The sequence below is a fragment of the Hymenobacter citatus genome (assembly GCF_014333615.1).
In the GTDB taxonomy this organism is placed as follows: domain Bacteria; phylum Bacteroidota; class Bacteroidia; order Cytophagales; family Hymenobacteraceae; genus Hymenobacter; species Hymenobacter citatus.
Genome location: NZ_JACSCY010000004.1, coordinates 119,591 through 144,835 on the forward strand (window position 1 = coordinate 119,591; position 25,245 = coordinate 144,835).

27 protein-coding genes are annotated in these 25,245 nt (G+C 56.7%); 12 read left to right on the forward strand and 15 right to left on the reverse strand.

The window, feature by feature from the left end; translation table 11 throughout:
- Positions 1-25: 25 nt before the first annotated feature.
- The 5 genes from H8B15_RS06775 to H8B15_RS06795 form a co-directional block, all read right to left on the reverse strand.
- Positions 26-1,549, reverse strand: a complete 1,524-nt coding sequence (locus H8B15_RS06775; protein WP_187318918.1) for a hypothetical protein — start codon at positions 1,547-1,549, stop codon at positions 26-28.
- A 170-nt stretch (positions 1,550-1,719) separates the two neighbouring features.
- Entirely contained in the window at positions 1,720-2,130 is a 411-nt protein-coding gene (locus tag H8B15_RS06780; RefSeq protein ID WP_187318919.1) for an EVE domain-containing protein, read from the reverse strand.
- Positions 2,131-2,223: 93 nt separating this feature from the next.
- Positions 2,224-2,658: a hypothetical protein gene (locus H8B15_RS06785; protein WP_187318920.1), complete on the reverse strand. Its 435-nt coding sequence runs from the start codon at positions 2,656-2,658 to the stop codon at positions 2,224-2,226.
- Between the two features lie 72 nt (positions 2,659-2,730).
- Positions 2,731-3,144: a lipocalin family protein gene (locus H8B15_RS06790; protein ID WP_246455337.1), complete on the reverse strand. Its 414-nt coding sequence runs from the start codon at positions 3,142-3,144 to the stop codon at positions 2,731-2,733.
- Positions 3,131-3,436 (reverse strand): CPCC family cysteine-rich protein, encoded by a 306-nt coding sequence (locus H8B15_RS06795; RefSeq protein ID WP_343069136.1) that lies wholly within the window; start codon positions 3,434-3,436, stop codon positions 3,131-3,133. The genes H8B15_RS06790 and H8B15_RS06795 overlap by 14 nt, the downstream gene beginning before the upstream one ends.
- 129 nt (positions 3,437-3,565) lie before the next feature.
- On the opposite strand from H8B15_RS06795, the gene H8B15_RS06800 reads away from it, so the two are divergent.
- From H8B15_RS06800 to H8B15_RS06815, 4 genes are all read left to right on the forward strand, one after another.
- Positions 3,566-5,317: a helix-hairpin-helix domain-containing protein gene (locus H8B15_RS06800; protein ID WP_187318922.1), complete on the forward strand. Its 1,752-nt coding sequence runs from the start codon at positions 3,566-3,568 to the stop codon at positions 5,315-5,317.
- Between the two features lie 9 nt (positions 5,318-5,326).
- A complete protein-coding gene (locus H8B15_RS06805) occupies positions 5,327-6,397 on the forward strand; it encodes a glycosyltransferase family 9 protein (protein ID WP_187318923.1) in 1,071 nt (356 codons plus the stop codon).
- A 109-nt stretch (positions 6,398-6,506) separates the two neighbouring features.
- Complete coding sequence (locus H8B15_RS06810; protein ID WP_187318924.1) at positions 6,507-7,163, forward strand: hypothetical protein; 657 nt, start codon at positions 6,507-6,509, stop codon at positions 7,161-7,163.
- A gap of 174 nt (positions 7,164-7,337) precedes the next feature.
- On the forward strand, positions 7,338-7,562 hold the full coding sequence (locus H8B15_RS06815; protein WP_246455338.1) for a UBP-type zinc finger domain-containing protein: 225 nt from the start codon (positions 7,338-7,340) through the stop codon (positions 7,560-7,562).
- 461 nt (positions 7,563-8,023) lie between these two features.
- On the opposite strand, the gene serS is transcribed toward H8B15_RS06815, so the two are convergent.
- Entirely contained in the window at positions 8,024-9,298 is a 1,275-nt protein-coding gene (serS, locus tag H8B15_RS06820; RefSeq protein WP_187318926.1) for a serine--tRNA ligase, read from the reverse strand.
- A 377-nt stretch (positions 9,299-9,675) separates the two neighbouring features.
- On the opposite strand from serS, the gene rho reads away from it, so the two are divergent.
- Positions 9,676-11,748 carry a transcription termination factor Rho gene (rho, locus tag H8B15_RS06825; protein WP_187318927.1) on the forward strand — a complete coding sequence of 691 codons (2,073 nt, stop codon included), beginning with the start codon at positions 9,676-9,678 and terminating at the stop codon, positions 11,746-11,748.
- Between the two features lie 82 nt (positions 11,749-11,830).
- Here rho and H8B15_RS06830 read toward each other — a convergent pair whose 3' ends face one another.
- Positions 11,831-12,577, reverse strand: a complete 747-nt coding sequence (locus H8B15_RS06830) for a hypothetical protein (RefSeq protein ID WP_187318928.1) — start codon at positions 12,575-12,577, stop codon at positions 11,831-11,833.
- Between the two features lie 64 nt (positions 12,578-12,641).
- Between H8B15_RS06830 and H8B15_RS06835 the strand changes: the two genes are divergently transcribed.
- The gene (locus H8B15_RS06835; protein ID WP_187318929.1) at positions 12,642-13,304 is read left to right on the forward strand and encodes a DsbA family protein; all 663 of its coding nucleotides are present in this window, start codon (positions 12,642-12,644) and stop codon (positions 13,302-13,304) included.
- Positions 13,305-13,317: 13 nt separating this feature from the next.
- Here the strand turns inward: H8B15_RS06835 and H8B15_RS06840 are convergent, their stop codons facing one another.
- From H8B15_RS06840 to H8B15_RS06860, 5 genes are all read right to left on the reverse strand, one after another.
- Complete coding sequence (locus H8B15_RS06840; protein ID WP_187318930.1) at positions 13,318-13,959, reverse strand: hypothetical protein; 642 nt, start codon at positions 13,957-13,959, stop codon at positions 13,318-13,320.
- A gap of 68 nt (positions 13,960-14,027) precedes the next feature.
- Positions 14,028-14,912 (reverse strand): UbiA family prenyltransferase, encoded by an 885-nt coding sequence (locus H8B15_RS06845; protein WP_187318931.1) that lies wholly within the window; start codon positions 14,910-14,912, stop codon positions 14,028-14,030.
- A 123-nt stretch (positions 14,913-15,035) separates the two neighbouring features.
- On the reverse strand, positions 15,036-15,842 hold the full coding sequence (locus H8B15_RS06850; protein WP_187318932.1) for a class I SAM-dependent methyltransferase: 807 nt from the start codon (positions 15,840-15,842) through the stop codon (positions 15,036-15,038).
- Positions 15,839-16,129, reverse strand: a complete 291-nt coding sequence (locus H8B15_RS06855) for a hypothetical protein (RefSeq protein ID WP_187318933.1) — start codon at positions 16,127-16,129, stop codon at positions 15,839-15,841. Before H8B15_RS06855 ends, H8B15_RS06850 begins: the two co-directional genes overlap by 4 nt.
- 291 nt (positions 16,130-16,420) lie before the next feature.
- On the reverse strand, positions 16,421-16,840 hold the full coding sequence (locus tag H8B15_RS06860) for a hypothetical protein (RefSeq protein ID WP_187318934.1): 420 nt from the start codon (positions 16,838-16,840) through the stop codon (positions 16,421-16,423).
- A gap of 440 nt (positions 16,841-17,280) precedes the next feature.
- Here H8B15_RS06860 and H8B15_RS06865 point away from each other — a divergent pair, with 440 nt between their 5' ends.
- The 6 genes from H8B15_RS06865 to H8B15_RS06890 all read left to right on the forward strand — a co-directional run bounded on the left by H8B15_RS06865 (position 17,281) and on the right by H8B15_RS06890 (position 23,021).
- Positions 17,281-17,928 carry a hypothetical protein gene (locus H8B15_RS06865; RefSeq protein WP_187318935.1) on the forward strand — a complete coding sequence of 216 codons (648 nt, stop codon included), beginning with the start codon at positions 17,281-17,283 and terminating at the stop codon, positions 17,926-17,928.
- Entirely contained in the window at positions 17,925-18,221 is a 297-nt protein-coding gene (locus H8B15_RS06870) for a transcriptional regulator (protein WP_187318936.1), read from the forward strand. Before H8B15_RS06865 ends, H8B15_RS06870 begins: the two co-directional genes overlap by 4 nt.
- Positions 18,222-18,278: 57 nt before the next feature.
- Positions 18,279-19,922: a DUF4153 domain-containing protein gene (locus tag H8B15_RS06875; protein WP_187318937.1), complete on the forward strand. Its 1,644-nt coding sequence runs from the start codon at positions 18,279-18,281 to the stop codon at positions 19,920-19,922.
- Entirely contained in the window at positions 19,900-20,124 is a 225-nt protein-coding gene (locus H8B15_RS06880) for a hypothetical protein (protein ID WP_187318938.1), read from the forward strand. The genes H8B15_RS06875 and H8B15_RS06880 overlap by 23 nt, the downstream gene beginning before the upstream one ends.
- Positions 20,125-20,130: 6 nt before the next feature.
- A complete protein-coding gene (locus tag H8B15_RS06885; RefSeq protein ID WP_187318939.1) occupies positions 20,131-20,484 on the forward strand; it encodes a hypothetical protein in 354 nt (117 codons plus the stop codon).
- A gap of 155 nt (positions 20,485-20,639) precedes the next feature.
- Entirely contained in the window at positions 20,640-23,021 is a 2,382-nt protein-coding gene (locus H8B15_RS06890) for a penicillin-binding protein 1A (RefSeq protein ID WP_216859095.1), read from the forward strand.
- A 90-nt stretch (positions 23,022-23,111) separates the two neighbouring features.
- On the opposite strand, the gene H8B15_RS06895 is transcribed toward H8B15_RS06890, so the two are convergent.
- The 3 genes from H8B15_RS06895 to H8B15_RS06905 all read right to left on the reverse strand — a co-directional run bounded on the left by H8B15_RS06895 (position 23,112) and on the right by H8B15_RS06905 (position 25,232).
- The gene (locus tag H8B15_RS06895) at positions 23,112-24,026 is read right to left on the reverse strand and encodes a TIGR01777 family oxidoreductase (protein WP_187318940.1); all 915 of its coding nucleotides are present in this window, start codon (positions 24,024-24,026) and stop codon (positions 23,112-23,114) included.
- A 128-nt stretch (positions 24,027-24,154) separates the two neighbouring features.
- Positions 24,155-24,832: a GTP cyclohydrolase I FolE gene (folE, locus tag H8B15_RS06900; RefSeq protein ID WP_187318941.1), complete on the reverse strand. Its 678-nt coding sequence runs from the start codon at positions 24,830-24,832 to the stop codon at positions 24,155-24,157.
- On the reverse strand, positions 24,819-25,232 hold the full coding sequence (locus H8B15_RS06905) for a 6-pyruvoyl trahydropterin synthase family protein (RefSeq protein ID WP_187318942.1): 414 nt from the start codon (positions 25,230-25,232) through the stop codon (positions 24,819-24,821). The genes folE and H8B15_RS06905 overlap by 14 nt, the downstream gene beginning before the upstream one ends.
- Positions 25,233-25,245: the final 13 nt, after the last annotated feature.

Consider the following 25,245-nt stretch of genomic DNA (forward strand, 5'->3'; position numbering starts at 1 on the left):
ATTCCGCTGCTATGCTTTGTGTGGATTACTTCGCAGTCATTTTGTCGAACGCTACGGCATTCAGGAAATACACGTCGCGGTTGGCACCAGTAGTAGCCCGAATATGCTGGTAGCCGAAGGCCAGAAACCGGCTGCCGTACCAGGCCAGCATGCCTTGCTGGGTGGCGTTGTTGGCTTTTTCTTTGGTGTCGCTGAGAGTGGTTTGTACAGGCACCATCAGGTCGTTGGAAGACGCGTTGGCGCCGTCGATTAGCTTGTAACGAATGCGGTACTCGTCGAGGTAGGCCAGCACAAACCGCTGGCCATCGGGTAGGGGGCGCAGTTGTACCATCTCCACCAAATCATAGCTGCGGGCATTTTTCAAGACAAATGTATTGTCCCACAATAAGTTGCCTTCGTGGTCAAAGCCACAGACGATGGCGTGTGTGGTATAATAGCCATCAGTGTTGTTGCCGTACGTGCCCAGCGGCATGCCCGAGCTAGGCTGGTAGGGAACCGTATTGCGAAAACGCTGATTGTAGACCTCGCCCACCAGCACGTATCCATAGGAGGTAGGCAGCAGCTCGTGCGTGAGCAGGCGGTAGTGGAGGCGTAGGTTGCGGTTGGTGGCGCGTAGTTGCTCGCCGCGCACTTTCAGCCGCACCGCCCGCCTCGGCGACACAAAGTCGAAGAAGTGCTTCAGATTCAGAAAGTCGTAGAAGCGCAGGCTACGGCGACTGCCGGTGAGGGTAGGCGCCTCGTTCAGATCAGCCACAAACAGCCCTTGGGCATAGCGTGCATCGCGCAGGCTGTAGGTGCCCAGCAGCAGCCGGTCGCGGAGACCGGGGCTGAGCTGGGCCATGAGCAGGTTCCGGTCGCTCTCGGCTTGCACAAACTCCGAGCGCAGCAGCTGGCCCTCCGCCGACAGTTCCTTTACCTGTAGGCGCGATTTGTAGCCATTGGTCTGGCTGCTAATAAAATCGACGCGGCGCGCCAGCGGATCGACGGAAAAGGTGAAGTTGGTAGGTAGCTGTTCATAGATAGCCGGCAGCGAGCTAATGCGATTGTGGCGCAAATCCAGTAGCAAGGCGGTCAGATGATTTTCAATCATCACCGTGAGGAACGCCTGCCCACGCAGCACCCGGAAATCGTAAATACTGCGCACATCTTCCGCCTCAAACATGTGGGCATACAGCACACCCGTTTGGGCGTCTAGCTCGGCTATCCACAGTTGATTGCCTAGCAAATCGGGCCGGAATAACGCATAAACCGTCATGCCATCGGCCGTGAGTCGGTCGAAAGAAAATCCCTTGGGTACCTCCAGCGGCGACGACCACACGGGCCGCAGCTGATAGTCGTACTTCTGAAAGCTGAGGGTAGTAGCAAAAGCACCAGGCTTCAGTTGCTCTACCAGCAGCACTACGCTACTATCGGTGGGTAGGGGCTGAATGCTGACCTCGCTGTTGTAGGCATCCAGCGGTAGCTCCAGGCGGGCGGGCTGCGTGGGCTCCTCGGCAGCCAGTGCCGAGCCTATGCACAGCCAAAGCAAGGGTAGTAGAAATAGCTTCATCGATAGGTGTAGAAAGGGCGTAGTGGTAGAATTACGATAAATCAACCAGAAAAGCCAGTGCGTGCGCGTTGGTTTGTTACTACCTGATGCCAACCGGCGCTATTTTCCATAAAAAAGCCGGCCTTACGTGGAAGTAAAGCCGGCTGAAACAGTAAACGAATACGGGGCGCCTACCCTGCACCCAACTCCAGCAAGGTGTCGAACTCCTCGGACCGCAAGGGCATCACCGACAACCGCGACTGGCGTAGCAGGGCTATTTGAGTTAGGCGCTCATCGGCCTTTATCTGGGCCAGCGACACGGGGCGGGGTAGGGCCTCGCGCGGGGCCAGGGCCACGGCCACCCAGGGGCTGCCCGCTTCGGCGGTGGTATCGGGGGCGGCGGAGGCTACCACTTCGGCTACGCCTACTATCTCTTTGTCGGATACGCTGTGGTAGAACAGCACCAGATCCTGGGGTTGCATCTGCTGCAAAAAGTTGCGGGCCTGGTAGTTGCGCACGCCGGTCCAGTCGGTGCGGCCTTCTTGCAGGAAGTCCTGCCAGGAGTATTTTTCAGGTTCTGATTTAACGAGCCAGTAGTTCATAGAAAGCAAACGGAAAATGAGAACTACAAACTTATAACAAAGCGGCCTACCCGGATTGCACCAGGTAGGCCGCTTCAGGAGAGGTAGCAGTTGCTATCGTAGGTAACGGGCGCGTAGCAAATCACTGGTGGCCGATACAATCTGCACCTGAAAATCGGGCCTGGAGTTGTCGTTGAGATGCACGTAGAAAATCGTTTTATCATCATTCTGTGACCAAACACCTTGGTGTTGGGTAGGGCCAGGCCCAATACCGGGCGCGATATAGAGCAGGGTGCCATCTTTCTCAAAGCGGAAGCCGTCGCCGCCTTCAAAGGGCATATTGTAGCGCATCGGCTCCTCAACCCAGGTGTATCCTTGCGGACGATAGGTAGGCGTTTCATCCGACTTGGCCTCGTAGGAATTCAACCACAGCTGGCCAAATAAGTATGAATTGACGGCTTCCGGCGACACGTTGTCGTCGTCCGTGGAGCAGGCACTAAACAATAGGTTGGCGAGCAGAAAGCAGCCTAGAAGTACTAAAAAACGCATATATAGTATGAGTGCTAGAAAGGAAATGGGGTAACGTAAGAAGGAGCTATATCTTGCCCCAAACGTTGCATGCTACTTCTCCAGCCGCCGCACTTTCAATACATTATTTTCCAACGACACGATTTCCAGGCGGTAATCTGGCTCCTGCTTGTCGTCCAGGGAAATAAGCACGGTGTTGTCGCCGTCCATTTTCCAGGTGCCTTCGTGGCCTTCCAGGCCATCGGTAGGGGCAATGTCGTACTGTGTGAACAAGCCGGCGCGGTCGAAGGCAAAGCCCGTGCGGCCCCGCGAAGGTGGAAACGCGTAGGTGTTGGGCCGATAGACCAACACGCCCTCTTGGTCTTCCTCGTGAGCATGCAACCAAGTGCCTTCCAGCTTGCGCAGGTTGATGCTGGACTGCGTGCAGGTAGCGGCCAAAAACAGGATGCTTAGGAAAGTAAGGAAGGTGAAAAGACGCATAAGGGTGGTGGTTTTAAGGTAGCTCATCCTCGTGAGGAGAGCGTACGTTTTGCCGAAGGGTAGGATCAGATACTCCGAAGAGCGCAAAGTTTTTTCTTGCTTGCAGAAGGCTTACCGTATTTGCGCCACCTGCATAGGTCGGATTTGCAACTTGTACTCTATCGTCTTCCCAAAAGCAAACAGGGCATATATCGAAGGTATGCGTATTAGCTTCTGAAAACGTAAAGTAATCGCAGCAAAAGCATTGGTATAGGCCGAAAGAATTTTTCTTTCTTTCCATGAGCGTGCTTTGAATGGGAGAGGTCATCGCTGGAAACATATACGTATATCGGCTGTATTGGGGTCCGGCACGATGAATCCGTGTCCGAGCAACTGGTTTGCCCGTATCTTTACTGCGCTCTGTCCATCGCTGATATCCGGCGCAACCCAACCCCTAAGTTCCCTACCCGTGACCAATCGCGACCTGATTCGGGCTTTTAAACTGGCGGCGCAGCTGCTGGAGCTGCACGACGAAAATCCGTTTAAAATCCGCGCCTACGAAGGCACCGCCAATGCCCTCGACCAGCTCAACTTTCAGGTAGCGGATGTGGACCGCACCGGCCTACCCGACCGCACTGGCCTGAGCAAAAGCGCCGCCGCCCGCGTAGCCGAACTCCTTGATACCGGTTCGTTCGACGAGCTAACGCGTCTATTGGCCCTCACCCCGCCCGGCGTGGTAGAGCTACTGAACATCAAAGGCATCGGCCCCAAGAAAATTCGCCAGCTGTGGCGCGAGGCGGGCATCGAAAGCCCCGAGCAGTTGCGCGAAGCCGCCGAGCAGGACGAGGTGAGCAAGCTGAAAGGCTTCGGTAAAAAGACGCAGGATTTGATTCTGGCCGCCCTCGAATTCACCAGCCAGAGCAAAGGCAAGCTGCTGTTCCCGCAGGCCGAAGCTCTGGCAGCCGACCTGCAAGCCCGCCTCCGCGAGGCCTTACGCACCGAGCAGGTGGCCGTGGCCGGGGAGCTGCGCCGCTGCCTCGAAACCATTGAAACCGTGGTGCTGGTGGCCGCTACCTCCACCCCCGACCGCGGCCACGATACCCTGGACGCGCTGGAGGGACTAGCCGCTGAGCCTACTCAGTGCGGCGTATACTGCTGGCGCGGCACGGCTACAGAGTCGGGCGTGAAAGTGGCCGTGCATTTCGTGACCAAGGAAACCTTCACCAATCAGCTGTTTCTGCTCACTGGCAACGAAGCACACCTCACTGAAGCCTTACCCGGCGCCGCGCCCGGCCAACCGACTACGCTGCGTCAACTGGTCAAGAAAGAGCAATTTTATCAGGAGGAGGCAATCTACGAGAAAGCCGGCCTGCAATACGTGGTGCCTGAACTGCGCGAGGGTAGGGGCGAGCTGGCCCTGGCCAAAGAGCAGAAAATCCCGCGCTTGCTGGAAGACACCGACTTGCGCGGCTCCCTGCACAACCACAGCAACTACTCCGACGGCGCCCACACCCTGCGCCAGATGGCCGAGTGGCTGCGTGACCACCAGTACCAGTACCTCGGCATTTGCGACCACTCGCAGGCGGCGCACTACGCCAACGGCCTCTCACCGGAACGCGTGCGCCAGCAGCAGCAGGAAATCGACCAGTTGAACCAAGAGCTGGCGCCGTTCCGCATTTTCAAGGGCATCGAGTGCGATATTTTGGGTGACGGAGCGCTGGATTACACACCCGACGTGCTTAGCTCGTTCGATTTTGTGGTGGCCTCCGTACACAGCAACCTGCGCATGGATGAGCGCAAAGCCACCGACCGCATGTTGCGCGCCATCGAAAACCCGTATTGCACCATGCTGGGCCACCCCACCGGCCGACTGCTGCTGCGCCGTGAGGGTTACCCGCTCGATTTCAAGGCCATTATCGATGCCTGCGCAAAGCACGGAGTCATCATTGAAATCAACGCCAACCCCTGGCGCCTCGACCTGGACTGGCGTTGGGTGCGCTACGCTCTAGACCAGGGCGTGCGCCTCAGCATCAACCCCGATGCCCACCACACCGATGGCTACGCCGACATGCGCTACGGCGTGCTAATGGGCCGCAAAGGCATGCTAACGCCCGACATGACCTTTAATGCACTGTCGGTGGAGGAGGTAGCGGCCTATTTTGCGGCGCGGAAGGCCACTATCACGCCGCCATTGGAGTATAAGAAGTCGTTGTTTGAGTAGAAAGCGCGCATGAAAATTCTGGTTCTGCGTTTTTCCTCCATCGGCGACATTGTGCTGACTACCCCCGTAGTACGCGCCATCCGGCAGCAGGTGCCTGGCGCCGAGGTGCACTTCTGCACCAAGCCCGCCTACCGCGGCTTGGTCGAATCGAACCCATACATCAGCAAAGGGCATTACCTCAGCGGCTCCCTGCACAAGCTGGCCGCTGAGCTACGCGCCGAGCGGTTCGACTACATCGTTGATCTGCATAATAACTTACGCACTAGATTGTTGAAGGCTCAACTGCGCGTGCCCAGTAGTAGTTTCGATAAGCTGAACTTCCAGAAATGGCTGCTGGTACGGTTCAAAATCAACCGCCTACCCCACGTGCACATCGTGGACCGCTACCTGGCCGCGGCCGCGCCCCTGGGCGTGCGCAACGACGGCCAGGGCCTCGATTATTTCATTCCCGAAAAGGATGAGGTGGACCTTACCACCACGCTACTCACCCATTTTCAGCGCGGCTATGTGGCCTTTGCCATTGGGGCACAGCACGCCACCAAGCGCCTACCCGTAGAGCGCATTATTGAGCTATGCGGGCAGTTGGGCCGGCCTGTGGTGCTGCTGGGCGGCCCCGAGGACGAAAGCACTGGCCATGTGGTGGAGCTGGCCTTCGAAAAAGAGGCAGCTACCGTAGCCCCTCCGCCCCCACAAATTCCCGATAGCCCTTACTACTTCCCCAAAACCAAGACCTCAAGCCCCCAAGCCCCCAAGACCCTCATCTACAATGCCTGCGGCAAGTTTAACCTGAATCAGTCGGCCTCGCTGGTGCGGCAGGCGCAACTGGTTGTCAGCCACGATACAGGCCTGATGCACATTGCGGCGGCGTTCAAAAAGGAGATTTTCAGCGTGTGGGGCAACACAGTGCCGGCCTTTGGCATGTATCCCTATCGCACGGAGTTTCGGGTGCTGGAGGTGGAAGGACTGGCGTGTCGGCCGTGCTCTAAAATCGGCTTTGCGCAGTGCCCACAAGGCCACTTTAAATGTATGCGCGACATTCGGTTCAACCTCGATTTGCCACCCGCACAGGATGGACGATGAGGTGTTGCCGTTCTATATATTAAAAGTGCAATTATGGCATAGAGATTGAGAGGAAAGCGCCTGATTCAGTCAGGTAGAATCATATTTAACTCATCCTTTCATGTTTTCTATGCGATTTTTTACTCTTCGTGTACTAGCTGTTCTGCTAGTATCTAGTTTATTAACGGCTTGCGGCCCCAAAATTTACCTGGCCAACGATTTCAGTGCCTATGCGCCCAAGCACAAGGTAGTGGCAGTGCTACCGGCAGCAGTTACTATGGAGCTACGCCCCAATCAGGCCAAGCGTACCAGCGCCGAGCAGCAGCGCGACGTTGAATTCAAAACCGGCCTCGACTTTCAGGAGCGCATTTATAGCTGGTTACTGCGTCGGAGCCAGCAACAGCGGGGCTTCACGGTGCAGTTTCAGGATATCATGCAAACCAATGCCAAACTGCGTGAAAGCGGTATTCCGTTTGAAGAATTGCGCGCCCATTCTCCGCAGGAACTGGCCCGTATTCTGGGTGTTGATGCCGTGCTGACGACCAACGTGCGCACTACCAAGCCCATGAGCGATGGTGCCGCTATTGCCGTTGGTGTGCTGGTAGGTGCCTGGGGGGCTACCAATCAGGCCAACATCACCGTAAATATCCACGAAACTCAGGAAGGCAAGCTCCTGTGGAAATACGATTATCTGGCCGCAGGCTCGGTAGGAAGCTCCACCGAAAATATGGTAAATGCGCTCATGCGCAACGCCTCTAAAAAATTTCCCTACGCTCCCAAATCGTAAAACGACTACCCCTACCTTCTGCCTGACGTTTAGAAAGCTGCCTCCACCAGGGCAGCTTTTCTTTTATGCATAGTTGCTGGTACATTCGTGTAGTGGCTTGTTCTTCAACTTCCAACGAACGTATACCCGCCTATGGCTGCCCTTTGCCAACACCTTGCTGGTCTTACTCAACTTATGCCAGCTGCTGAACACGTGTGCCCCGAATGCGTGGCGCTAGGCGACATCTGGGTGCATTTGCGCGTCTGCCAGACCTGCGGCCACGTGGGTTGCTGCGATTCTTCCAAGAACAAACATGCCACCCGGCATTTTCGCGACACCCAGCACCCCGTGGTTGCTTCCGCCGAGCCCGGCGAGCAGTGGGTGTGGTGCTATGTGGATAGTCAGATGGCGGAGTATTGAAAGACAAAATTAGCTAAGCCGAGACTATCCAAAACACCTGCGAAGGCCGTAGAAGTTAATGGTCGGCTGATTGCCTTTTGAACTGCTGGATCTCCTATATCCGATGCTCGGTCTTGCTTTCGGTTGATGCAGTAAAACTTGTTGGATGATTGTACAAAGACGAAAGCTGCGGTGTAGCCTACCCTATCTACATTTCGTATTCTTTCGGCCATCAAGCCGTCAGATAAGTAGTAGTATAATGTTTTATAAGAGCCAGCAGGATCAGTAGAAATATAGTAAGGTCCAACTAGGTGTTGCTCACCTGGGTGCAGACAGGAAGTGAGCAAAAGCAGAAGTAAGACAAGATGCTTCGCGTACTTAATAGCCATTTTTGAAGATACATAAGAAAAGCCTCAGGCTCAACAAGCGTGTAGAACGCCATGTTGAGCCTGAGGCTTTTCTACCCAATGTGAATGCATTGCCTACCCAATCTTGCTGAACCCGCAGTACGAGTGCAGCACCTCGGGCAGCGCAATACCATCCGCCGTTTGGTTGTTTTCCAGCAGCGCGGCCACAATACGGGGTAGGGCCAGCGCCGAGCCATTGAGCGTGTGCAGCAACTGCGTTTTGCCACCCTCGGCGCGGTAACGCAGCTTGAGGCGGTTGGCCTGGTAGGTTTCGAAGTTGGAAGCCGAACTCACCTCCAACCACCGTTGCTGGGCGGCGCTCCACACCTCTAAGTCGTAGGTGAGGGCTGAGGTGAAGCCCATGTCGCCGCCGCAGAGGCGCAGCACCCGGTAGGGCAGCTGTAGCTTTTGCAGCAAGCTTTCGATGTGGCCTACCATCTGCTCCAAGGTAGCGTAGCTGTGCTCGGGCTCCGTAATCTGCACAATTTCCACCTTGTCGAATTGATGCAGGCGGTTTAGGCCGCGCACGTCGGCGCCCCAGCTGCCGGCCTCGCGGCGGAAGCAGGGCGTGTAGGCGGTGTTGCGGATGGGCAGCTTCTCTGTGGGGATAATCTCGTCGCGGTAGAGGTTGGTAATGGGCACCTCCGAAGTTGGAATCAGATAGAGATTATCCTGCGCATCGTGGTACATCTGCCCCTCTTTGTCGGGTAGTTGGCCAGTGCCGTAGCCCGAGGCCTCGTTCACCAGAATGGGGGGCTGCATCTCGGTGTAGCCGGCGGTGCGGGCTTCGTCGAGGAAGAAATTGATGAGTGCCCGCTGCAAACGGGCGCCCTGGTTTTTATACACCGGAAAGCCTGCGCCAGTGATTTTCACGCCCAGCTCAAAGTCGATGATGTCGTACTTCTTGATCAGCTCCCAGTGGGGTAGGGCATCGGCGAGTAACGCGGGTTTGTTGCCTACCTCGCGCACCACCTCGTTGTCTTGGGCCGAGCGGCCTTCGGGCACGCTGCTGTGGGGTAGGTTGGGTAGCTTCCAGAGCACTTGTTGCAGACCTTGCTCCACCTGCGCCAGCTCGTCGGCGTGCTGCTTGGTTTGCTGCTTGAGGGTAGCGGTGCGGGCTTTCAGCTCCTCGGCTTCGGCCTTGTTGCCAGCCTTCATCAGGCCACCAATCTGGCGGGCCAGCTCATTGGCTTCGGCCTGGGCCGAGTCATGCTCGGTCTGGAGCTGGCGGCGGCGCTGGTCGAGGTCGAGGACGGCTTGCACGTCGGCTTCGGCAGTTTTATAATGCTTCTTGGCGAGGGCAACCAGCGCCTCGGCGGTGTGCTCGCGCAGGACGGAAACTTGCAACATAAGACGGAGATATCGCGAAATGGGAGAAAGCAAAAGTACGCAGCCGGAACGGAAGCGCCGTACCCAGCGTTAGCCCACCAGTACCAACACGAATCCAGGGGCAGGGATTTTTTGAAAATCCACGTATCCCATTTGGCAAAGTGCGCGTATTACCCTAACATTGCGCTAAACAAGCCGGCCGCTGTTGCCGGGCCTACAGGTAATTTGTACTGTTGTGAGGCCCATGCCGATTTTCCAGCGCCTCCCCAGTACCTCCATTCTTTCTTCGTCTGATTTCGCGCTTCGCGCCGCTCGGCGGTTGCCTTCGTTGCCCAACGTAAGCCTATGCGGCCGTGTGTTCGGTCCCGAGTCCGCCCTTTCGCCCCTACTACCTAATTATGTACACTATTGACGAGTTAAAGAACCGTCTGCTGTCCGAGTTAAAGGAAATTGCAGAAGAGCTTAAGGTTGGTAACTTCCGCAGACTCAGCAAACAGGATCTGATTTACAAGATTCTCGATCAGCAGGCACTTTTGCCCGCCGATCAGCTCCCTCAAAAAAATACAACTCCTGCCCCGGTTGAAGCAGCAGAGGCACCGGCTGCGCCCCGCGCCAATGGTCGGGCTCCCCGTGCTGCTGCGCCGCGCCGGGCAGCCAGCCCCAAAACGGCCTCTCCGGAAGCAGAGGTGGCCGTAGCGGAGGCTTCGGTAGCAGAAGCTACTCCTGCATTGGAGGTTGCGCCTGCGCCAGTAGCAGAAGCAGCTCCTATCCCAGAAAAGCTCTCTGAGGAAGCTCCGACAGAAGCTCCTACCGGTAACGACCGCCCCATTAAACTATATCAGCGCCCCGAGCGCCGCCCCCGCAACGGGCAGAGCAGCCGGGAAAACGTGCCGGAAACGGCTATAGCTGCTAGCGACGTGGCAGTAGCCGACGAGCCAGCAGCAGTGGAAACCACCGCTGCTCCTGCGCCTATCCTCCGCGACCAGCCCACCGCTTTTGTGCGGGAAGGCAGGGAGCCGCGCCCCGAGCGTGACCAAAACCAGAACGGCCGCGACGGTCGGGAGCCCCGTGAGGGCCAGCGTAACGACGCGCCCCGGGAATTCCGCACCAACGATCGGCCCCAGCGCAACGACGCCCCGCGCACCGATGGACGGGAGCCGCGCCCCGAGCGTGACCAGAACCAGAACGGCCGCGACAACCGCGAGCCACGCCCCGACCGCGACCAGAGCCGCGCCGAACGCGACCAGCGCCGCGAGGAGCGGTTTGCCGCCCGTGAGCAGCAGCGCCAGCAGCGCCGCGAGGAGCAGCAGCAGAACCCGCGCCAGCAGCAGTCCGCCCCCGCTCGCAACGATTTGGATATCACCATTCAGAGCGAAGGCACGCTGGAAATGATGCCCGACGGTGGCTACGGTTTCCTCCGCTCGCCGTTTTACAACTACCTGGCTTCGCCCGACGATATTTACGTGGCGCCCCAGCAAGTGAAGCAGTTTGCCCTAAAAGCTGGCGACACAGTGAAATGCACCATTCGCCCGCCCCGCGAAGGCGAAAAATACTTTGCGCTGGTAAACGTGGAAAACGTGAACGGCCGCTCACTGGAAGAAGCCCGCGACCGGATACCGTTCACCAACCTCACGCCGCTTTTTGCGGAGGAGCGCCTCAAGCTCACCACCAAATCCGGGCAGTACAGCACGCGTATTCTGGACCTGTTTGCCCCTATTGGCAAAGGCCAGCGCGGTCTGATTGTGGCTCAGCCCAAAACTGGTAAAACGGTGCTGTTGCAGGAAATTGCAAACTCCATTTCCGAAAACCACCCCGAGGTCTACCTCATTATTCTGCTGATTGATGAGCGCCCGGAAGAGGTAACGGATATGGCCCGCTCGGTGAAAGCCGAAGTGCTCAGTTCAACCTTTGACGAAACCGCCGACCGCCACGTAAAAATTGCCAGCATTGCGCTGGAAAAGGCCAAGCGCCTGGTAGAGTGCGGCCACGACGTAGTGATTCTGCTGGACTCGATTACGCGTCTGGCGCGTGCCTACAACACGGTGCAGCCAGCTTCGGGCAAGATCTTGTCGGGTGGTGTGGATGCTAATGCCTTGCATAAGCCCAAGCGCTTCTTCGGCGCAGCCCGCAATGTGGAAAACGGCGGCTCGCTCACCATCATTGCCACGGCCCTCATCGAAACCGGCTCCAAAATGGACGAGGTGATTTTTGAGGAATTCAAAGGCACCGGCAACATGGAATTGCAGCTGGACCGCAAATTGGCCAACAAGCGCATCTTCCCAGCCATCGACGTGCCGGCTTCCGGTACCCGCCGCGAAGACCTGCTGATGAGCAAAGAGGAGCTGAACCGCATCTGGGTGCTACGCAAGTTCATGTCCGACATGACGGCCTCCGAAGCCATGGAGTTCCTGAAAGACCGCATGAAAGGCACCAAGGACAACGACGAGTTCCTGATTTCGATGAATGGCTAAGAAGTAATCGTTTAGCAATGAAAAGGCCCGCTTCGCGCAATGCGAAGCGGGCCTTTTTGCTTATTGTAAAACCGAAAGCCAATTACGGCTGCCGCTTGTCAAGAACCTGCTCGAGCACAAAGGAAATCTGTGTGCCGTCGTAGAAGCGGTAGTGCATCTCAGTAAAGCCGTATTGCGGATGAAAATAGAAGTCAAGATAGCTCCTGCCCAGTTTGCTGTGCTCGCCAACGGCATGGATCAGCCAGCAACCAGGTAGGGTTAGCGAACCATACTGACGAACTTCTTGCTTATCAACTTGGTAGGTAGGCGTAACCTTTCCCTTAAATGCTCCCCAGCCCATCATGATATATAATGGATTTTCTTGCCAGCTGCCTCCTACCCGCAACGACGCGGGCTTAACCTGTGGGAATGGCGCCACTTCGGTATAGGCATACTGATTACCGCGGATAGGATGCATCCAGATTTCCTGCCTGTTCTCGATAGCACCAGTAATCTCCTGTTCGTGCCACCAATATTTCTCTGGTTTGTCTAATCGCTTCGTTTTTGGATTTGGGTAGGCCAGAAACGTCAGCGAATCTTGAGTGGTGTAGGTATAGCGGACCTGAAAGCCAGTTTGTCGTTTGGGCTGCCCTACCCAAGGCTGTCCTAGAGGTTGAAATGTGATGCGTTCCTGGCTCAGCGTATCGCCTTTGGGACTGACGAAAATGGCGTGGTAATGATAGGTACGATTGGCGTTGAAAATAACGAGGCTGTCGGGTGGGGGCTGAGGTGCTGATAGCAAGCTGGTTAGCGAAAGAAAAAGTGGCAGCATTAGGATGGATTGAATCATAGAAAATAATAGTAGGCTATTTCGAACCAAAGTAAGCATAACGCTCATCCATTACCTTTACCCTATGGAACAGACCGCTGACCGCCCCGAAATTCTCTACCTCTTCGACCCTCTATGCGGCTGGTGCTACGGCATGAGCCCCGTGATTCGGCAGGCGCAGCAGGCCTTTGCGGGCCGCGTAGACGTATCCGTGCTGTGCGGCGGCATGCTGACGGGCAACGATGTAGCGCCTATTGGCGATAGTTGGGACTTTCTGAGCGGCGCGGCCGCGCAGATTGGCGAAGTGACAGGCGCCGAGTTTGGAGCCGCCTACCATACAGTGGGGGAAGAAGGAGCGGTGCAACTGAACTCGGAGCCACCGAGCCGCGCCATTGCCGTGTTTCGCCAGCTGGATGGCGACCAACAGCGCACCATTCAGTTTGCGCACGATGTGCAGACTGCTTTGTTCCGCGATGGTGAGAATCTGAACGACCTCGCTACTTATTTGCCGTTGCTTGCGCCGTACGACATCGATGCGGCTACCTTTCAGCGCCTGTGGGCCGCGCCAGAGACTATCCAGGTAGTGCAGCAGGAGTTTGCTACCGTGGGTCGGCTCAACCTGGAAGGCTTACCTACTACCGTGTTACGTGTGGGCAATGAGGGCTATATACTAGCCAAAGGATATCAACCCTACACCGTATTTGCGGCCGGACTAGAGCAGGCCTTAGCTGAGAAAGCCGGAGGGTAGGGACAAGCAGGAGTTAACTGCCGAAGCCGCCCAGCTGTACTACCTGCTTTTTAAGGGGCGAATAGGCAATCCGTCGGCGGTCCTCTTTCCCTACCAGATATTGAAAGCCAATAGCATCTGCGCGGCGCTGAACGTCGGCCCACGTGTCGCGGTCGAGGGGGTTGCCGGCGGGGAAAGGAGTTGAAGAGGGTAGGGCAGGCTGATGAAAGTTCTTATCAGCAAAAAAATCATCCATACGGCGGCGCACGTACGCCTCGCGGGCCCCAGGGGTGGGGGGCGTGGTACCAGCCATGTCGTAGACCATAGAAGCCTCCAGATCGGCGGCTGACAGCCTTTCATGAAAAATTACCTGTCCGGTGTGGTCAGTGATAGTGAAGTCTATTTGGCCGCTTAAAACATCCTGGCCGCGCAATACCAGCCGAAACACGTCGGGTATGCTGGGAGTGGAAAAGTCATGTCGCTTCTGTACCACTTTCAGCGTGTCAGACTGAGCCGACACCTTACCGGCACGGGCGGTATCGGGTGCTTCCAGCGGCGTAGTAGCAGCGGCAGTCGTCGTATCGGCAGCGAGGGGAGAAGGAGCCGAATATTGGCTACTTTGTTGATAACAGGCACTGGTGAGCAGTAGGCAGGAGAAAGCAATGAGAGGGCGCATACTGTAGAGGAGGAGTGGACGAGCTAGTTTAATACGGCAAGGTCTTGCTTGGCGTTTTCGGCTACTCGTTACCACCAGCGCCAGAGCAACATCGCCACAAACGCCGCGCTCATACACAGCGACGATACTTGGTTCATGCGCATGGTATAATCGAAATTGGCGGCGCTGGCATCGTGCCACACCAACCAGATCCAGCGGCCAAACAGCCCAACTACGGGTAGGGTAGCCACCAAAAACAGCAGCGCATGCGGCCACTCCTGGCGCCACGTATACACGGCCACCAACAGGGCTGCCCCCGCACCCAACGCCGCGCCCGCAAACACAAACGTGCCCCGAATGCCCAGGCGAAGGCTCAGCGTCCGGTCACCACGTTGAGCATCTTCTTGATGCTGATATACTTGCGTGAGGGGATAGGAGCCGCACAAAAACAAGGTGCTCACGAGGGCAAGCAGCAAGTTGCTAGAGTCCAGAATAACCGCTGGAGAAGCGCCTACCCCTATCTGCGTTATTAGAAATGTATAGGCCCCCTGAAACACCACCACCACCAGCGTACTCACGAGCGGGTACTTTTTCAAGCGGATGCCCTCGTAGCTATACGCCTTCGATACCAGCAGATACACGGCCACTAAACCCGCGAAGGGTAAGGACAAGAGTGCCCCGCCCAGCACAGCCAGCGCATCGAACAGCCACACCAAATGCAGCAATTCCCGCGACACAGGCGGCGGCTGACGCAGGCCGCCGATGCTGCCTTCGTCGCGGTCGTAGTAGCTATTGTAGCCGTTGGACGCAGGGTAGGCCAGCAGGTGCAGCACCACAAACACGCCCACCGCCCGCCATAAGCTAAATGGCTCCCGCAAGGCGCTCAGCCCAAACCAGAACACAGGCATCAGGTACACCGAAAATGGAATCCGCAATAGCGGCAGCGCCCGACGGTAGGAAGTCAGAAGTAACAATGAGTAATTGAAATAAGAATCAGCAGGCGGTTATTCGCGCAGCTTGCGGCATGCTTTCTATACTGGTGCAGCAGATGGTTGTGTTGGAAGCCGCACCAATAGAATTGCCCCCAATTTTAATTCTTAATTTTCAACTTCTACTCGATGCTTCGGCCAGCCCGTAAGGTAGAGCACCTGAGAGCCAGACCAGTGGCGGGCCTTGCCCACGCGCCATTCAAACGCGCCGGTAGGGTCGGCGCGGCGGGTTAGAGCCAAGAGTTGGTCGGGTGGGTACAAGCGTAGAATCGATACCACACCGTCCCAGATGGTGCACACCGGAATGAGGGGGATGAGGTAGGTGAACAGCAGCCGGCTCCAGCGAAATGGTCTGACAAACGGTGTAATACACAGCAACGCAATGGGCATGACGAAAGCTGCCAGCGCCACTTCGTGCCAATGCTTGCCGGCCCCCTCAAACACGCCAATGCCCGCTCGTTGCCGCACGGCGTCGGCCAATATGGCCTCGGCCACTGCAGGCGAAAAATGATGAAAAGCCGAAAACACCACCCGAAACCCCGATAGCGTGGCCGGCACACGGGTAGCATCCACGGGGGTAGGCATGAATGTAAGGCCGCCGCCCGTGCGCTCGTGTAGGTGTTGCCAGGCGGTGGGCTGGGGGTAGAGGTCGGTGAGGATAACGCCTAGTTGGGGTAGGCCTGTTGCCTGCAACTCCCGCCAGACGCCCTCCGTACCGCCGCCTGCGCCCGCACACAGCTCCAGCAGTTGGGTTTGGTTGGTGTGTTGGAGTGCCTCGCGCAGGAGGGAAACGATAGGCTGGTAGATTTTCAGCCCCGAAATCATGAAGCGCAGGTAGTCCATCATGCCCGCCCGCACCGCCTCCGGAAACCACGGCAGGTCTTCAAACTCGAATAGTTGCAAGCGTAGCTTCATGCGGCCGAGTAATGTGGCAATAGGTCATGGTTGACGTATACCGCTGCTACTAAAGCCGCTACCAGCCAGGGTAGGCTAATAGGTAGGCTCACCCAGCACACAACAAACAGCACATCGAAGTGAAAACTGCCCAACTTGCTGTACTCAGCTAGCAACCAGTAGCAGCCATACACCGCAAAAAACACCGCCACGAAACTCACAAAAATTCGGATGGTACCCCACAGCAAAGCCATTCGCTGCTCCGTCGAATCAGGTAGGAGGGCTGAGCGTATAAATAGCCATTTCATATGCAGGATGCGGAAGCATCCTGCTAAGAAAGCCCAAAAACCACCACAGAGCGAAAGGCATAGGTGACCCCAAAAGCCCATTGGAGTATCAGCTACTACCAGAAGCACAAACCCTAGCACGGTGCCGCCCCATGTGGTGTGCCACAAGTGCTGCCAGACCCTTTTTAGAGCCAAGTTGTTTTTCCGAATGTCCTTCATTGCCAACGTATCGTCCATGGGCAGGCGGCAGAGCAGCGCCGGATATGCCCTACTGCTACGCCGACTTCGCCTGAAACGTTAGCTGCTACCCGCTTAGGCGTTCTGGAAACGCGGTGGTGCTGGCTCGCATAGAAAATACACCGCCGCCAAAGCCGCCGCCAGATATGGCAACGACATGGTGAGTAGGCTGCGCAGATCAACCACTGGCAAATGATGCATCACAAAAAAGTTGGTCAATGCGTAGCATCCTACTACAGCCACAGTGCCAATGGTGCGCCGGGCCGAGCAGGTAGGCAACTGCCCTAGCAACCTGAACAAGGGTACACACAAGGGTAGCACTGCCAAAGAAACCAAAGCCGCCAATAAGCCACTGAACAGGCCAATAGAAAAATCAGCAGCGCGGTCGAGTGCAAAGTCAAGTGTCAGCAGCACGGTGCCGCCCAGATTGCTGAGTAGCCACAACGATAACGCCTTGCGCAAAGAGTAGTTGGTTAGTGAAGTAGAAAATAACATATAATGAAGCAGTAAAGAGTTGGAAAAAGTAGTGACGAAACGAGAGTTAAAAAGAATTTCTATTTTCTGGAAGCATTTCCCAAAAATGGGAAAAGTGAAACTGTATCTTGATTTTATATACGAAAGGGCGGTTTTACAGGATTTTTATCATTTGGAACTTTTTTTACGAAGTGCCTCATAACACCCAATCCAGGGCTTTTTATTGTAATTTTTTTACGGGCCGGCATATGCATAGCATGCAGCACTGCTATACGCTTATCTGTTGGGGCAATAAAAAATAGAACATGAAGAAGTACCGGCCAATAGAACGTCCCATTTTGATAGTAGCTGTTAGTCGCAGATTGGCCAATACCTAGGTGTTCTACCACACAGTTAGAAGAGGGTATTTGGAAATGATGAATCTATTCACAAGCTTTGCATCACAAAGTGCTCTGTACGCTATGAAGCCAGTTACTGATCCGCTCGCCCAACTCACGGAAATCCGCGCTATTATGGAGCGCTCGTCGCGGTTCATCTCGCTTAGCGGCCTGTCGGGGGTAGGGGCGGGAATAGTGGCGCTGGCTGGGGTAGGCGTGGGTAACTGGTACCTTAATAGTCAGTACGGCGAAGGCGGCTTTATGCGACTAATGAATGGCAACTACGCCAGTCGACTGGAAGCCCTACCGTTTCTGCTAGGTTTGGCGGCCATTATTATTGTGTTGGCACTAGGCGTGGCTTTCTTCTTCACCCAGCGCCGCGCCCGGCAAAACGGTATAGCTTTGTGGGGGCCACTGGGGCGGCGGCTGGCACTCAGCCTGGCCATTCCGCTGACGGCAGGTGGGTTGTTTTGCTTGATGCTTTACCTGCGCGGAGCCGCCGGACTGGTGATACCAGGCATGTTGTTGTTTTACGGTCTGGCCTTGCTCAATGCTAGCAAGTATACTTTGGATGAAATCCGTTGGCTGGGTCTCACCCAAATTGGGCTAGGACTGCTCGCAACCTTGCTTCCGGTTTGGGGGTTACTGTTCTTTGCCTTCGGGTTTGGGCTGTGCCACATCGGCTACGGCCTGCTCATGTATAACCGTTACGAACGTTCCCGCCCCGCGTGAAGTACGCCATTCATACGCTCAATAAAGCTTTCGATAACCGCGTGCGGCTAGGCGTCATGGCCGTGCTCATGACCACCGACTCGGTGAGCTTCAACGACTTGAAAGAAGCCCTGGACCTCACCGATGGCAATCTGGCCAGCCACGTATCGGCCCTGGAAAAAGCCGGCTACGTGACCGTCAGCAAGCAGTTTGTGGGCAAGAAGCCCAATACCACCTACACCGCTTCAAGCGAAGGCAAGCAAGCCTTTCAGGACCACCTGAATGCTCTGGAAAAGCTACTGAAAGGAGGGTAAGCTCTTTTTTTTTGTGCATAAACTTTGAAATACAAAGTACTTTAATAAAAATAAATTATGGCAACTTATTCACCCAGCGCTGCCTACCATTCTGTAGCTGCACCCACCGCGCCGCCTTTTCCGCTCACGGCCCTGCAAAAGCTAGCCTTGCCAGTAGGCGCCATCCTATTTGATGTTTTGTTCTGGCACGAGCGCATGGCGCTAAATATGCTGGTATACACAGTATTTGTGCTGGGCGTGAGCGTAGCCGGACTGCCACGCACGGCACCACAATGGCGCTCGGGCTATTGCTGGCTGCTGCTGCTAGGCACCATACTGAGCGCCTGCTTGGTGGCCGTGTACGCCTCCGGGGCAGCGCAGTTGGCGGCGGTGGTATCGTTGGCCGGGTGGTTGGGCTACCGCAACCAGCCCCACTTGCGCCTGGTGCTCTACGCTGTGTTCACGGGCTTGCTGAACCTGGGGCCGGCCACACAGCGCCTGTTCCAACTGCTGCGCTTGCCAGCCAACCTGAGCGACAGGGTAGGACGGGGCTGGTTCTATGGTCGGCTGCTGCTATTGCCGCTGGTGGCGCTGGTAGGCTTTCACTTGCTGTTCGTGCTGGCCAATCCGAAGTACGAAGCCCTCACGACGCGATTCTGGGAGATAGTAGGCGAGGCCCTGGACCTGCTATTCAGCCGATTGTCGGTGCCGCACGTGTTGTTTTTTCTGCTAGGGTTGGTGCTTACGGCGGGGGCGCTGCTAGTCCTACCCATTCATTACTTCATCGACCGTGAGTCGCGCTTCGGAGAATTTGTGCAGCGGCAGCGCGACCGGGTAGCCTCGCTGGGCGTGCGTCGCCCCGATTTTCGCACCGACCGTTTTCCACCCCTGGGCCTGCGGCGTGAGTACTTAATAGCCATGAGCCTGCTAGTGCTAATGAACCTGCTGCTACTCGTGGTCAACCTCATCGACATCAGCTGGATCTGGATAGATTTCCGACCTTCTGCCAGCTTCGACCTCACGCAGTTCGTGCATGAAGGCACGTATGTACTCATTCTGAGCATCTTGGTAGCCATGGGGATTGTGCTGTGGTTTTTCCGACGCAACCTCAACTTCTACCCTCGGGGCTTGCCTACCCTGCGGTGGCTGGCTACCGTGTGGGTGGTGCAGAACGCGGTGCTGGCTGTGTCGGTGGGGCTGCGCAACTACTACTATATTGTATACACGGGCCTTGCCTACAAGCGCATCGGCGTGTATGGCTTCCTACTGCTGACGTTCTTCGGCCTGCTCACGGTGCTATTGAAAATCTGGCAGCGGCGCTCGGCCTACTCTCTGGTGCGCCTGAACATGCTGGCCGCCTACGCGGTGCTGCTCCTGCTGGCTGCCGGCAACTGGGAAAGCTGGATGGTGCGCTACAACCTGCAACCCCGCTTCCACCGCGTCGACTACGGTTTCTTACTGGATATGCCCGACCGTGTGTTGCCCGAGCTGGCTGCTGCGGCGTCTACCCTCGTCGGCCGCGAGCTAGTGCAGGAAAACAACTACAACCAGTGGGTAGCCCTACCCGAAACCGAGGCGCAGTCCCGACTGCACCAGCGCATCCAAAACTTTCGGGCGCTGGAAGCCCAACGCCACTGGCCCAGCCGCTCCTGGGCCGATTGGCAGGCTATACAAACCCTCAAAGCAAACCCAGCTGCTCATGTTTCTCAACCTCGCCCTTAGTCTGCTCGCGCTGCTGAGTTGCGGCGGTGGGGTAGTGGTCTTGGCCGTGGTACTCACCTGGCAGGAGCACGCCGCCACCCCCGATGTGCGCTGGCGGCGGCTGGTGTACTTGGTACTACCCGTTACGGCGCTGGTAGCGGGCCTTATGCTTGGGTCATTGACGTTGGTTTTTCGGTATTGGACGCCGGCTGTGGCGGGATAATTCCTTATGTTTTATCTACTGGTTGAGGCTGGGTACTTCCTGCTACGAGCGTTTCGCCTGATTCCGGCGTTGCTATGGTGGGCACTGGCAGGATTGGTATTTGCTGGTTTGAATCTAGCGTTGCAGGATGAAGTGTGGCCCAACACGCCCGCCGCCGCGCCCGCTGCGGAGCTGCTAGCACTGAGTTGCCTACCCGTGGCACAATGGGGGATGATCATCACCCTGGAGAGAATCCGGCGCACCGTGCGACATACCTTCTGGTGGGCCTGTTGGTCGTTGGCATGGCTGCTGAGTATCTTGGCGTTTGCTGGGTTGGTACTTCTGTGCGTGTTTGGTGGTATAGAAGTGCTGAGGCAATAGAACATCAGCGAAAACCAGTGGGCCCGATACGGTCGGGCTACATCTGTGCGTTGAAGGGCTTTGCCTACCGTTCTGTGCCCGCCCGCGCCTAATCTGGTATATTTGTACCTGCCAGGCCCCTACCCGTTGCGCGGGCCGGTCCCAACGCGCTCCGCATGTCCGCTCCCGACCTTCCGAATCAAGAGAATTCTGCATCTGCCCCGCCTCGCCGCCGTTGGCCCAACCGCTTGTCGCGCTTTCTGTGGGCACTGTTTATCATTGGGGTAGGCGTGTTTCTGCTCTACCCTATCTTGGTGAGCACCAACTTTCTGTTTCTGTTTGGGAAGTCGCCGAGCTTGGAGGAGCTAGAGGACCCCAAAGTGGAGCAAGCCTCGGAGCTCTACTCGTCCGATGGCGTGCTGATGGGCACCTACTTCCGCGAAAACCGCTCGCCGGTGGCGTACAGCAAGATTTCGCCTTTGCTCATTAAAGCCCTGATTGCCACTGAGGACGTGCGTTTCTACGAGCACTCCGGCATTGATGCCACCGCCCTGGCCCGCGCCGTGGCGGGTGTGCTTAGTGGCGATACGCGCAGCGGCGGCGGCTCTACCATTACGCAGCAGCTCGCCAAAAACCTCTACAAAACCCGTCGCGGTGAAACCCGCGGCGGACTGGGCCACATTCCGGGCGTGAGCACCATCATCAGCAAAACCAAGGAATGGCTGACGGCCGTGGAGCTGGAAAAGCGCTACACCAAAGAGGAGATCCTACGCATGTACCTCAATACGGTAGAGTATGGCTCCAATGCCTACGGAATTAAGGTAGCCGCTAAAACCTTCTTCAGCACCTCCCCCGACAGCGTGGCCCCTCAGGAAGCGGCTATGTTGGTAGGTCTGCTCAACAACCCTACTGCCTTCAACCCCCGCTTTCACCCCGAGGCTGCTTTGAAACGCCGCAACTTGGTGCTCACGCGCATGGAGCAGGCAGGCTTTCTGCAACCCGCTGCCGCCGATTCCTTGCAAAAGCTGCCTATCGCGCTCCAGTATCACGTAGAGCGTCACATCGATGGACCGCCTACCTACTTCCGGGGCGCCATCAGCCAGGCGCTGAACACATGGTGCGAGCAAAATGGCTACGACCTCTACCGCGACGGCCTGCGCGTGTACACCACCATCGACTCGCGCATGCAGGAGCACGCCGAGTACGCGGTGGAAAAGCACATGAAGAACCTGCAACGGCGGTTTGATACGTTCTGGCGGAACCGCAACCAGAATCCCTGGGTGAACGAGAAGGGCAAGGAGATTCCGGATTTCATCGAAACCCAGATGAAGCGCACCCAGCAGTACAAGATGCTGGCCGCTGAATTCAAGGGCCAACCCGCCCGCCTGGATTCGGCCCTGCACGCCAAGCGCCCCATGAAGGTATTCACCTGGAAAGGCGACAAAGACACGACCCTACTGCTTTCCCCATTAGACTCGCTGGCCTACTATAAACACTTCTTGCAGGCAGGCATGATGACGATGGATCCCTTCACCGGCCAGATAAAGGCTTGGGTAGGCGGCCTCGACTACCGCTTCTTCCAGTACGACCACGTGAAGCAGGGCAAGCGCCAGGCGGGCTCTACGTTCAAGCCCTTCGTCTACCTCACTGCTATTGACAACGGCTATACTCCCTGCGACCGAATCCGCGATGAGCGCGTAACCATCAAGTACGTGGAGGACGGCAAGCCCATGGAGTGGCAGCCCGATAACGTAACGCGCTCTTATACAGGCACCAACATGACGCTGCGCCACGCTATGGCGCGCTCCGTAAATTCCGTGACGGCCCAGCTTACGGAACTGGTGGGCTGGGACAAAGTGGCCGAGTACGCACACAAGGTAGGTATCCGAAGCAAGTTATTGGGTGTGCCCAGCATCGGCCTGGGCTCGGGAGGCGATGTGAGCGTGTATGAGATGGTGAATGCCTACAGCACCTTCGTGAACCAGGGCTTCCGCTCTGAGCCGCGCCTGATTACGCGCATCGAAGACCGCAACGGCAACGTCATTGCCCAGTTCGACCCGCGCCAGAAACGGGTTATCTCGGCCGAAACGGCCTGGCTGATGACCTACATGCTGCGCGGTGGCATGGAAGAGCCCGGCGGCACCTCGCAGGCGCTGTGGGACTATGAGCTTTGGAAAAATAACAACCAGATTGGCGGCAAAACCGGCACCACCTCCAACTATTCCGACGGCTGGTACATGGGCGTGACCAAGGACCTCGTAACGGGCGTGTGGGTAGGCGGCGAGGACCGCAGCATCCACTTCCTCCACTCCGAGCAGGGTGAAGGCGGCCGCATGGCCCTGCCCATCTTTGGCCTGTACATGGAGAAAGTCTACCAGGACAAGGAGTTGGACTACAAAATGGGTCCGTTTCCGAAGCCTACCGTCAAAATCAATAAGAAATACCAGTGCGTGACGGAAGCTCCCCGCCGCCAGCGCGAAGCCGTCGACTCGCTGCGGATTGATAACCTGCTGGATCAGATCAACTCCGGGCGGAGCAGTGTACCGGATAGTTTATAAGGCAGTTCGAGCTTGTCATTCCGAGCGGAGCGGGGAATCTGAATAATCCCTTAGGTTAACTCAGATTCCTCGCTCCGCTCGGAATGACACTTACTCCTCCGGCTCGTAAATTTCCTCCAGCGCCTCCTGCAAATGCGGATATTCAAACCGAAAGCCGTGTTGCAGCACCTTATCAGCACTCACACGCTGGGAAGCGAGGACAATCTCGCTCATCTCGCCCATCAGCAGTTTCAGGCCAAAAGCAGGTACTTTGGGAAGAACTAGGGGGCGATGTAACACTTCAGCTAAGGTTTCGGTGAACTCGCGGTTGGTGACTGGGTGAGGGGCCACGCCGTTGTAAACCCCGCGCCACTCGTTTTCCTCCATGGCTTGGATGAACAGCCGGCACAGATCATCAATATGAATCCAGGACATATACTGCTTGCCTGAACCCAGCGGTGCGCCCGCGCCCAGCTTGGTAGGCTTGGCAATAGCGGGTAGGGCGCCCCCATCGGCGCTGAGCACAATACCAATGCGAATAACCACCGTACGAATGCCCAGGGCCTGCACACGCTGGGCTGCTACTTCCCATTTACGGGCCACTTCAGCCAAAAAGTCGTCGGGGTCGGGGGGCGTATTTTCGTCTACCGTGTCGCTACCCTGGTCGCCGTAAATACCGATTGCCGAAGCTGACAGAAACGTCTGTACACGGTGGTTGTCGCGGGCTAGCGTGCGGGCCAGTAGGTTGGTACCCTGCAAGCGGCTGTCGATAATCTCCTTCTTGCGCTCATCCGTCCATTTTCCGTCCGACACGCTGGCACCAGCCAAGTTAATCACATAGTCAGCGTAGGGAACGGCATTTTCGTCGATATCGTCGTGGCGCGGGTCCCAGTGAAAGCGTCGGAATCGCTCGGCGTGGGCTTCGCGGCTAAGCAGCGCCACTTCATAGCCAGCATCAATCAGCATTTCGGCCAGCCGGGTGCCAATCAGGCCAGTGCCGCCCGAGATGAGTACTTTTCGCGACATGCAGAAGGGAATTGCAGAGTGTAAGGAAAGGTCGTGATACAAACAAACGGCTGTCGGGCAGCAGAGTTGTAGCCCCCCGACAGCCGCAAGCTAATCCATAGGCTGTAATTGGCAACGATGATGCCGGCTTACTTGCCAATCAGCCGCAGAAACTCCTGCCGTAGTTGGGCATCCTGGCCAAAGGCGCCGCCGTACTCGGCCGTGAGTGTGCCGCTGCTAGTGTCGTTCACACCCCGGCTCATCACGCACAGGTGGTCGGCCTCAATGAGTACGGCCACATCCTCGGTGTGAAGGGCGTTTTTTAGTTCCTCAGCAATCTGGCGCGTCAGGCGTTCCTGCACCTGTGGGCGGCGGGCATAGTACTGCACCACTCGATTGAGCTTGGATAGCCCTACCACGTGCTCGCCGGGTAGGTAGGCCACGTGGGCTTTGCCAATGATGGGCACAAAATGGTGCTCGCAGCAAGAAAAAACCGTGATGTCGCGTTCTACCAGCATCTGCTGATAAGTGTAGCGGTTCTCAAACAAGCGTACCTCCGGCCGGTGTTCGGGATTCAGCCCCCGAAACCACTCCTGCACGTACATTTTGGCTACACGGTGCGGCGTGCCTTTCAGGCTATCGTCGGTGAGGTCGAGGCCCAGCAGGTGCATGATTTCGCGGAAATGACCGGCAATAGCGTCAATTTTTGTTTCGTCGGTCAGCGCAAAGGCATCGTCGCGTAGGGGGGTGCGTAGCTCGGGTGCCAAGTGGGTATCGGGGCCAGCGGAGTGGGACGAAACCGGCTCCGTCGGGTTAAAGTTGTCCATGATATTCTACAAAGTTGCGGTCGGTTTCGTAGAGCGTTACCGACAGGTGCAGGTCGGCGGCAAGGTGCGGGCGCAGCCGATTCCAGATAACGACGGCAATGTTTTCGGCCGTAGGATTGAGGTGGCTAAAATCGGCCACATCCAGGTTAAGGTTTCGATGGTCAAAGATACCCAGAATCTCGCGTTTCAATAGCTGGCTCAGGTCCTTCATATCATATACATACCCGGTTTCGGGATCTACTGCACCGCGCAGGCGCACGGTAAGCTCGTAGTTGTGCCCATGGTAATTCGGGTTGCTGCACGCACCAAAGACCTGCTGGTTTTGCTCGTCGCTCCAGGCAGAATTATATAAGCGGTGTGCAGCGTTGAAATGTTCTGTGCGGCAGACGGTGACTTGCATAGGACAGGTAAAA

Excerpts from the sequence above, each read along its gene's own strand:
- H8B15_RS06880 (WP_187318938.1), top strand. The coding sequence starts at position 19,900 with ATGTTTCTCAACCTCGCCCTTAGTCTGCTCGCGCTGCTGAGTTGCGGC.
- H8B15_RS06775 (WP_187318918.1), bottom strand. The coding sequence starts at position 1,549 with ATGAAGCTATTTCTACTACCCTTGCTTTGGCTGTGCATAGGCTCGGCA.
- H8B15_RS06850 (WP_187318932.1), bottom strand. The coding sequence starts at position 15,842 with ATGAAGCTACGCTTGCAACTATTCGAGTTTGAAGACCTGCCGTGGTTT.
- H8B15_RS06865 (WP_187318935.1), top strand. The coding sequence starts at position 17,281 with ATGAAGCCAGTTACTGATCCGCTCGCCCAACTCACGGAAATCCGCGCT.
- H8B15_RS06905 (WP_187318942.1), bottom strand. The coding sequence starts at position 25,232 with ATGCAAGTCACCGTCTGCCGCACAGAACATTTCAACGCTGCACACCGC.
- serS (WP_187318926.1), bottom strand. The coding sequence starts at position 9,298 with ATGTTGCAAGTTTCCGTCCTGCGCGAGCACACCGCCGAGGCGCTGGTT.
- H8B15_RS06855 (WP_187318933.1), bottom strand. The coding sequence starts at position 16,129 with ATGAAATGGCTATTTATACGCTCAGCCCTCCTACCTGATTCGACGGAG.
- H8B15_RS06810 (WP_187318924.1), top strand. The coding sequence starts at position 6,507 with ATGCGATTTTTTACTCTTCGTGTACTAGCTGTTCTGCTAGTATCTAGT.
- H8B15_RS06840 (WP_187318930.1), bottom strand. The coding sequence starts at position 13,959 with ATGCGCCCTCTCATTGCTTTCTCCTGCCTACTGCTCACCAGTGCCTGT.
- H8B15_RS06835 (WP_187318929.1), top strand. The coding sequence starts at position 12,642 with ATGGAACAGACCGCTGACCGCCCCGAAATTCTCTACCTCTTCGACCCT.
- H8B15_RS06890 (WP_216859095.1), top strand. The coding sequence starts at position 20,640 with ATGTCCGCTCCCGACCTTCCGAATCAAGAGAATTCTGCATCTGCCCCG.
- H8B15_RS06885 (WP_187318939.1), top strand. The coding sequence starts at position 20,131 with ATGTTTTATCTACTGGTTGAGGCTGGGTACTTCCTGCTACGAGCGTTT.
- rho (WP_187318927.1), top strand. The coding sequence starts at position 9,676 with ATGTACACTATTGACGAGTTAAAGAACCGTCTGCTGTCCGAGTTAAAG.
- H8B15_RS06895 (WP_187318940.1), bottom strand. The coding sequence starts at position 24,026 with ATGTCGCGAAAAGTACTCATCTCGGGCGGCACTGGCCTGATTGGCACC.
- H8B15_RS06785 (WP_187318920.1), bottom strand. The coding sequence starts at position 2,658 with ATGCGTTTTTTAGTACTTCTAGGCTGCTTTCTGCTCGCCAACCTATTG.
- H8B15_RS06830 (WP_187318928.1), bottom strand. The coding sequence starts at position 12,577 with ATGATTCAATCCATCCTAATGCTGCCACTTTTTCTTTCGCTAACCAGC.
- H8B15_RS06860 (WP_187318934.1), bottom strand. The coding sequence starts at position 16,840 with ATGTTATTTTCTACTTCACTAACCAACTACTCTTTGCGCAAGGCGTTA.
- H8B15_RS06780 (WP_187318919.1), bottom strand. The coding sequence starts at position 2,130 with ATGAACTACTGGCTCGTTAAATCAGAACCTGAAAAATACTCCTGGCAG.
- H8B15_RS06795 (WP_343069136.1), bottom strand. The coding sequence starts at position 3,436 with ATGTTTCCAGCGATGACCTCTCCCATTCAAAGCACGCTCATGGAAAGA.
- H8B15_RS06875 (WP_187318937.1), top strand. The coding sequence starts at position 18,279 with ATGGCAACTTATTCACCCAGCGCTGCCTACCATTCTGTAGCTGCACCC.
- H8B15_RS06790 (WP_246455337.1), bottom strand. The coding sequence starts at position 3,144 with ATGAGCTACCTTAAAACCACCACCCTTATGCGTCTTTTCACCTTCCTT.
- H8B15_RS06805 (WP_187318923.1), top strand. The coding sequence starts at position 5,327 with ATGAAAATTCTGGTTCTGCGTTTTTCCTCCATCGGCGACATTGTGCTG.
- H8B15_RS06815 (WP_246455338.1), top strand. The coding sequence starts at position 7,338 with ATGCCAGCTGCTGAACACGTGTGCCCCGAATGCGTGGCGCTAGGCGAC.
- folE (WP_187318941.1), bottom strand. The coding sequence starts at position 24,832 with ATGGACAACTTTAACCCGACGGAGCCGGTTTCGTCCCACTCCGCTGGC.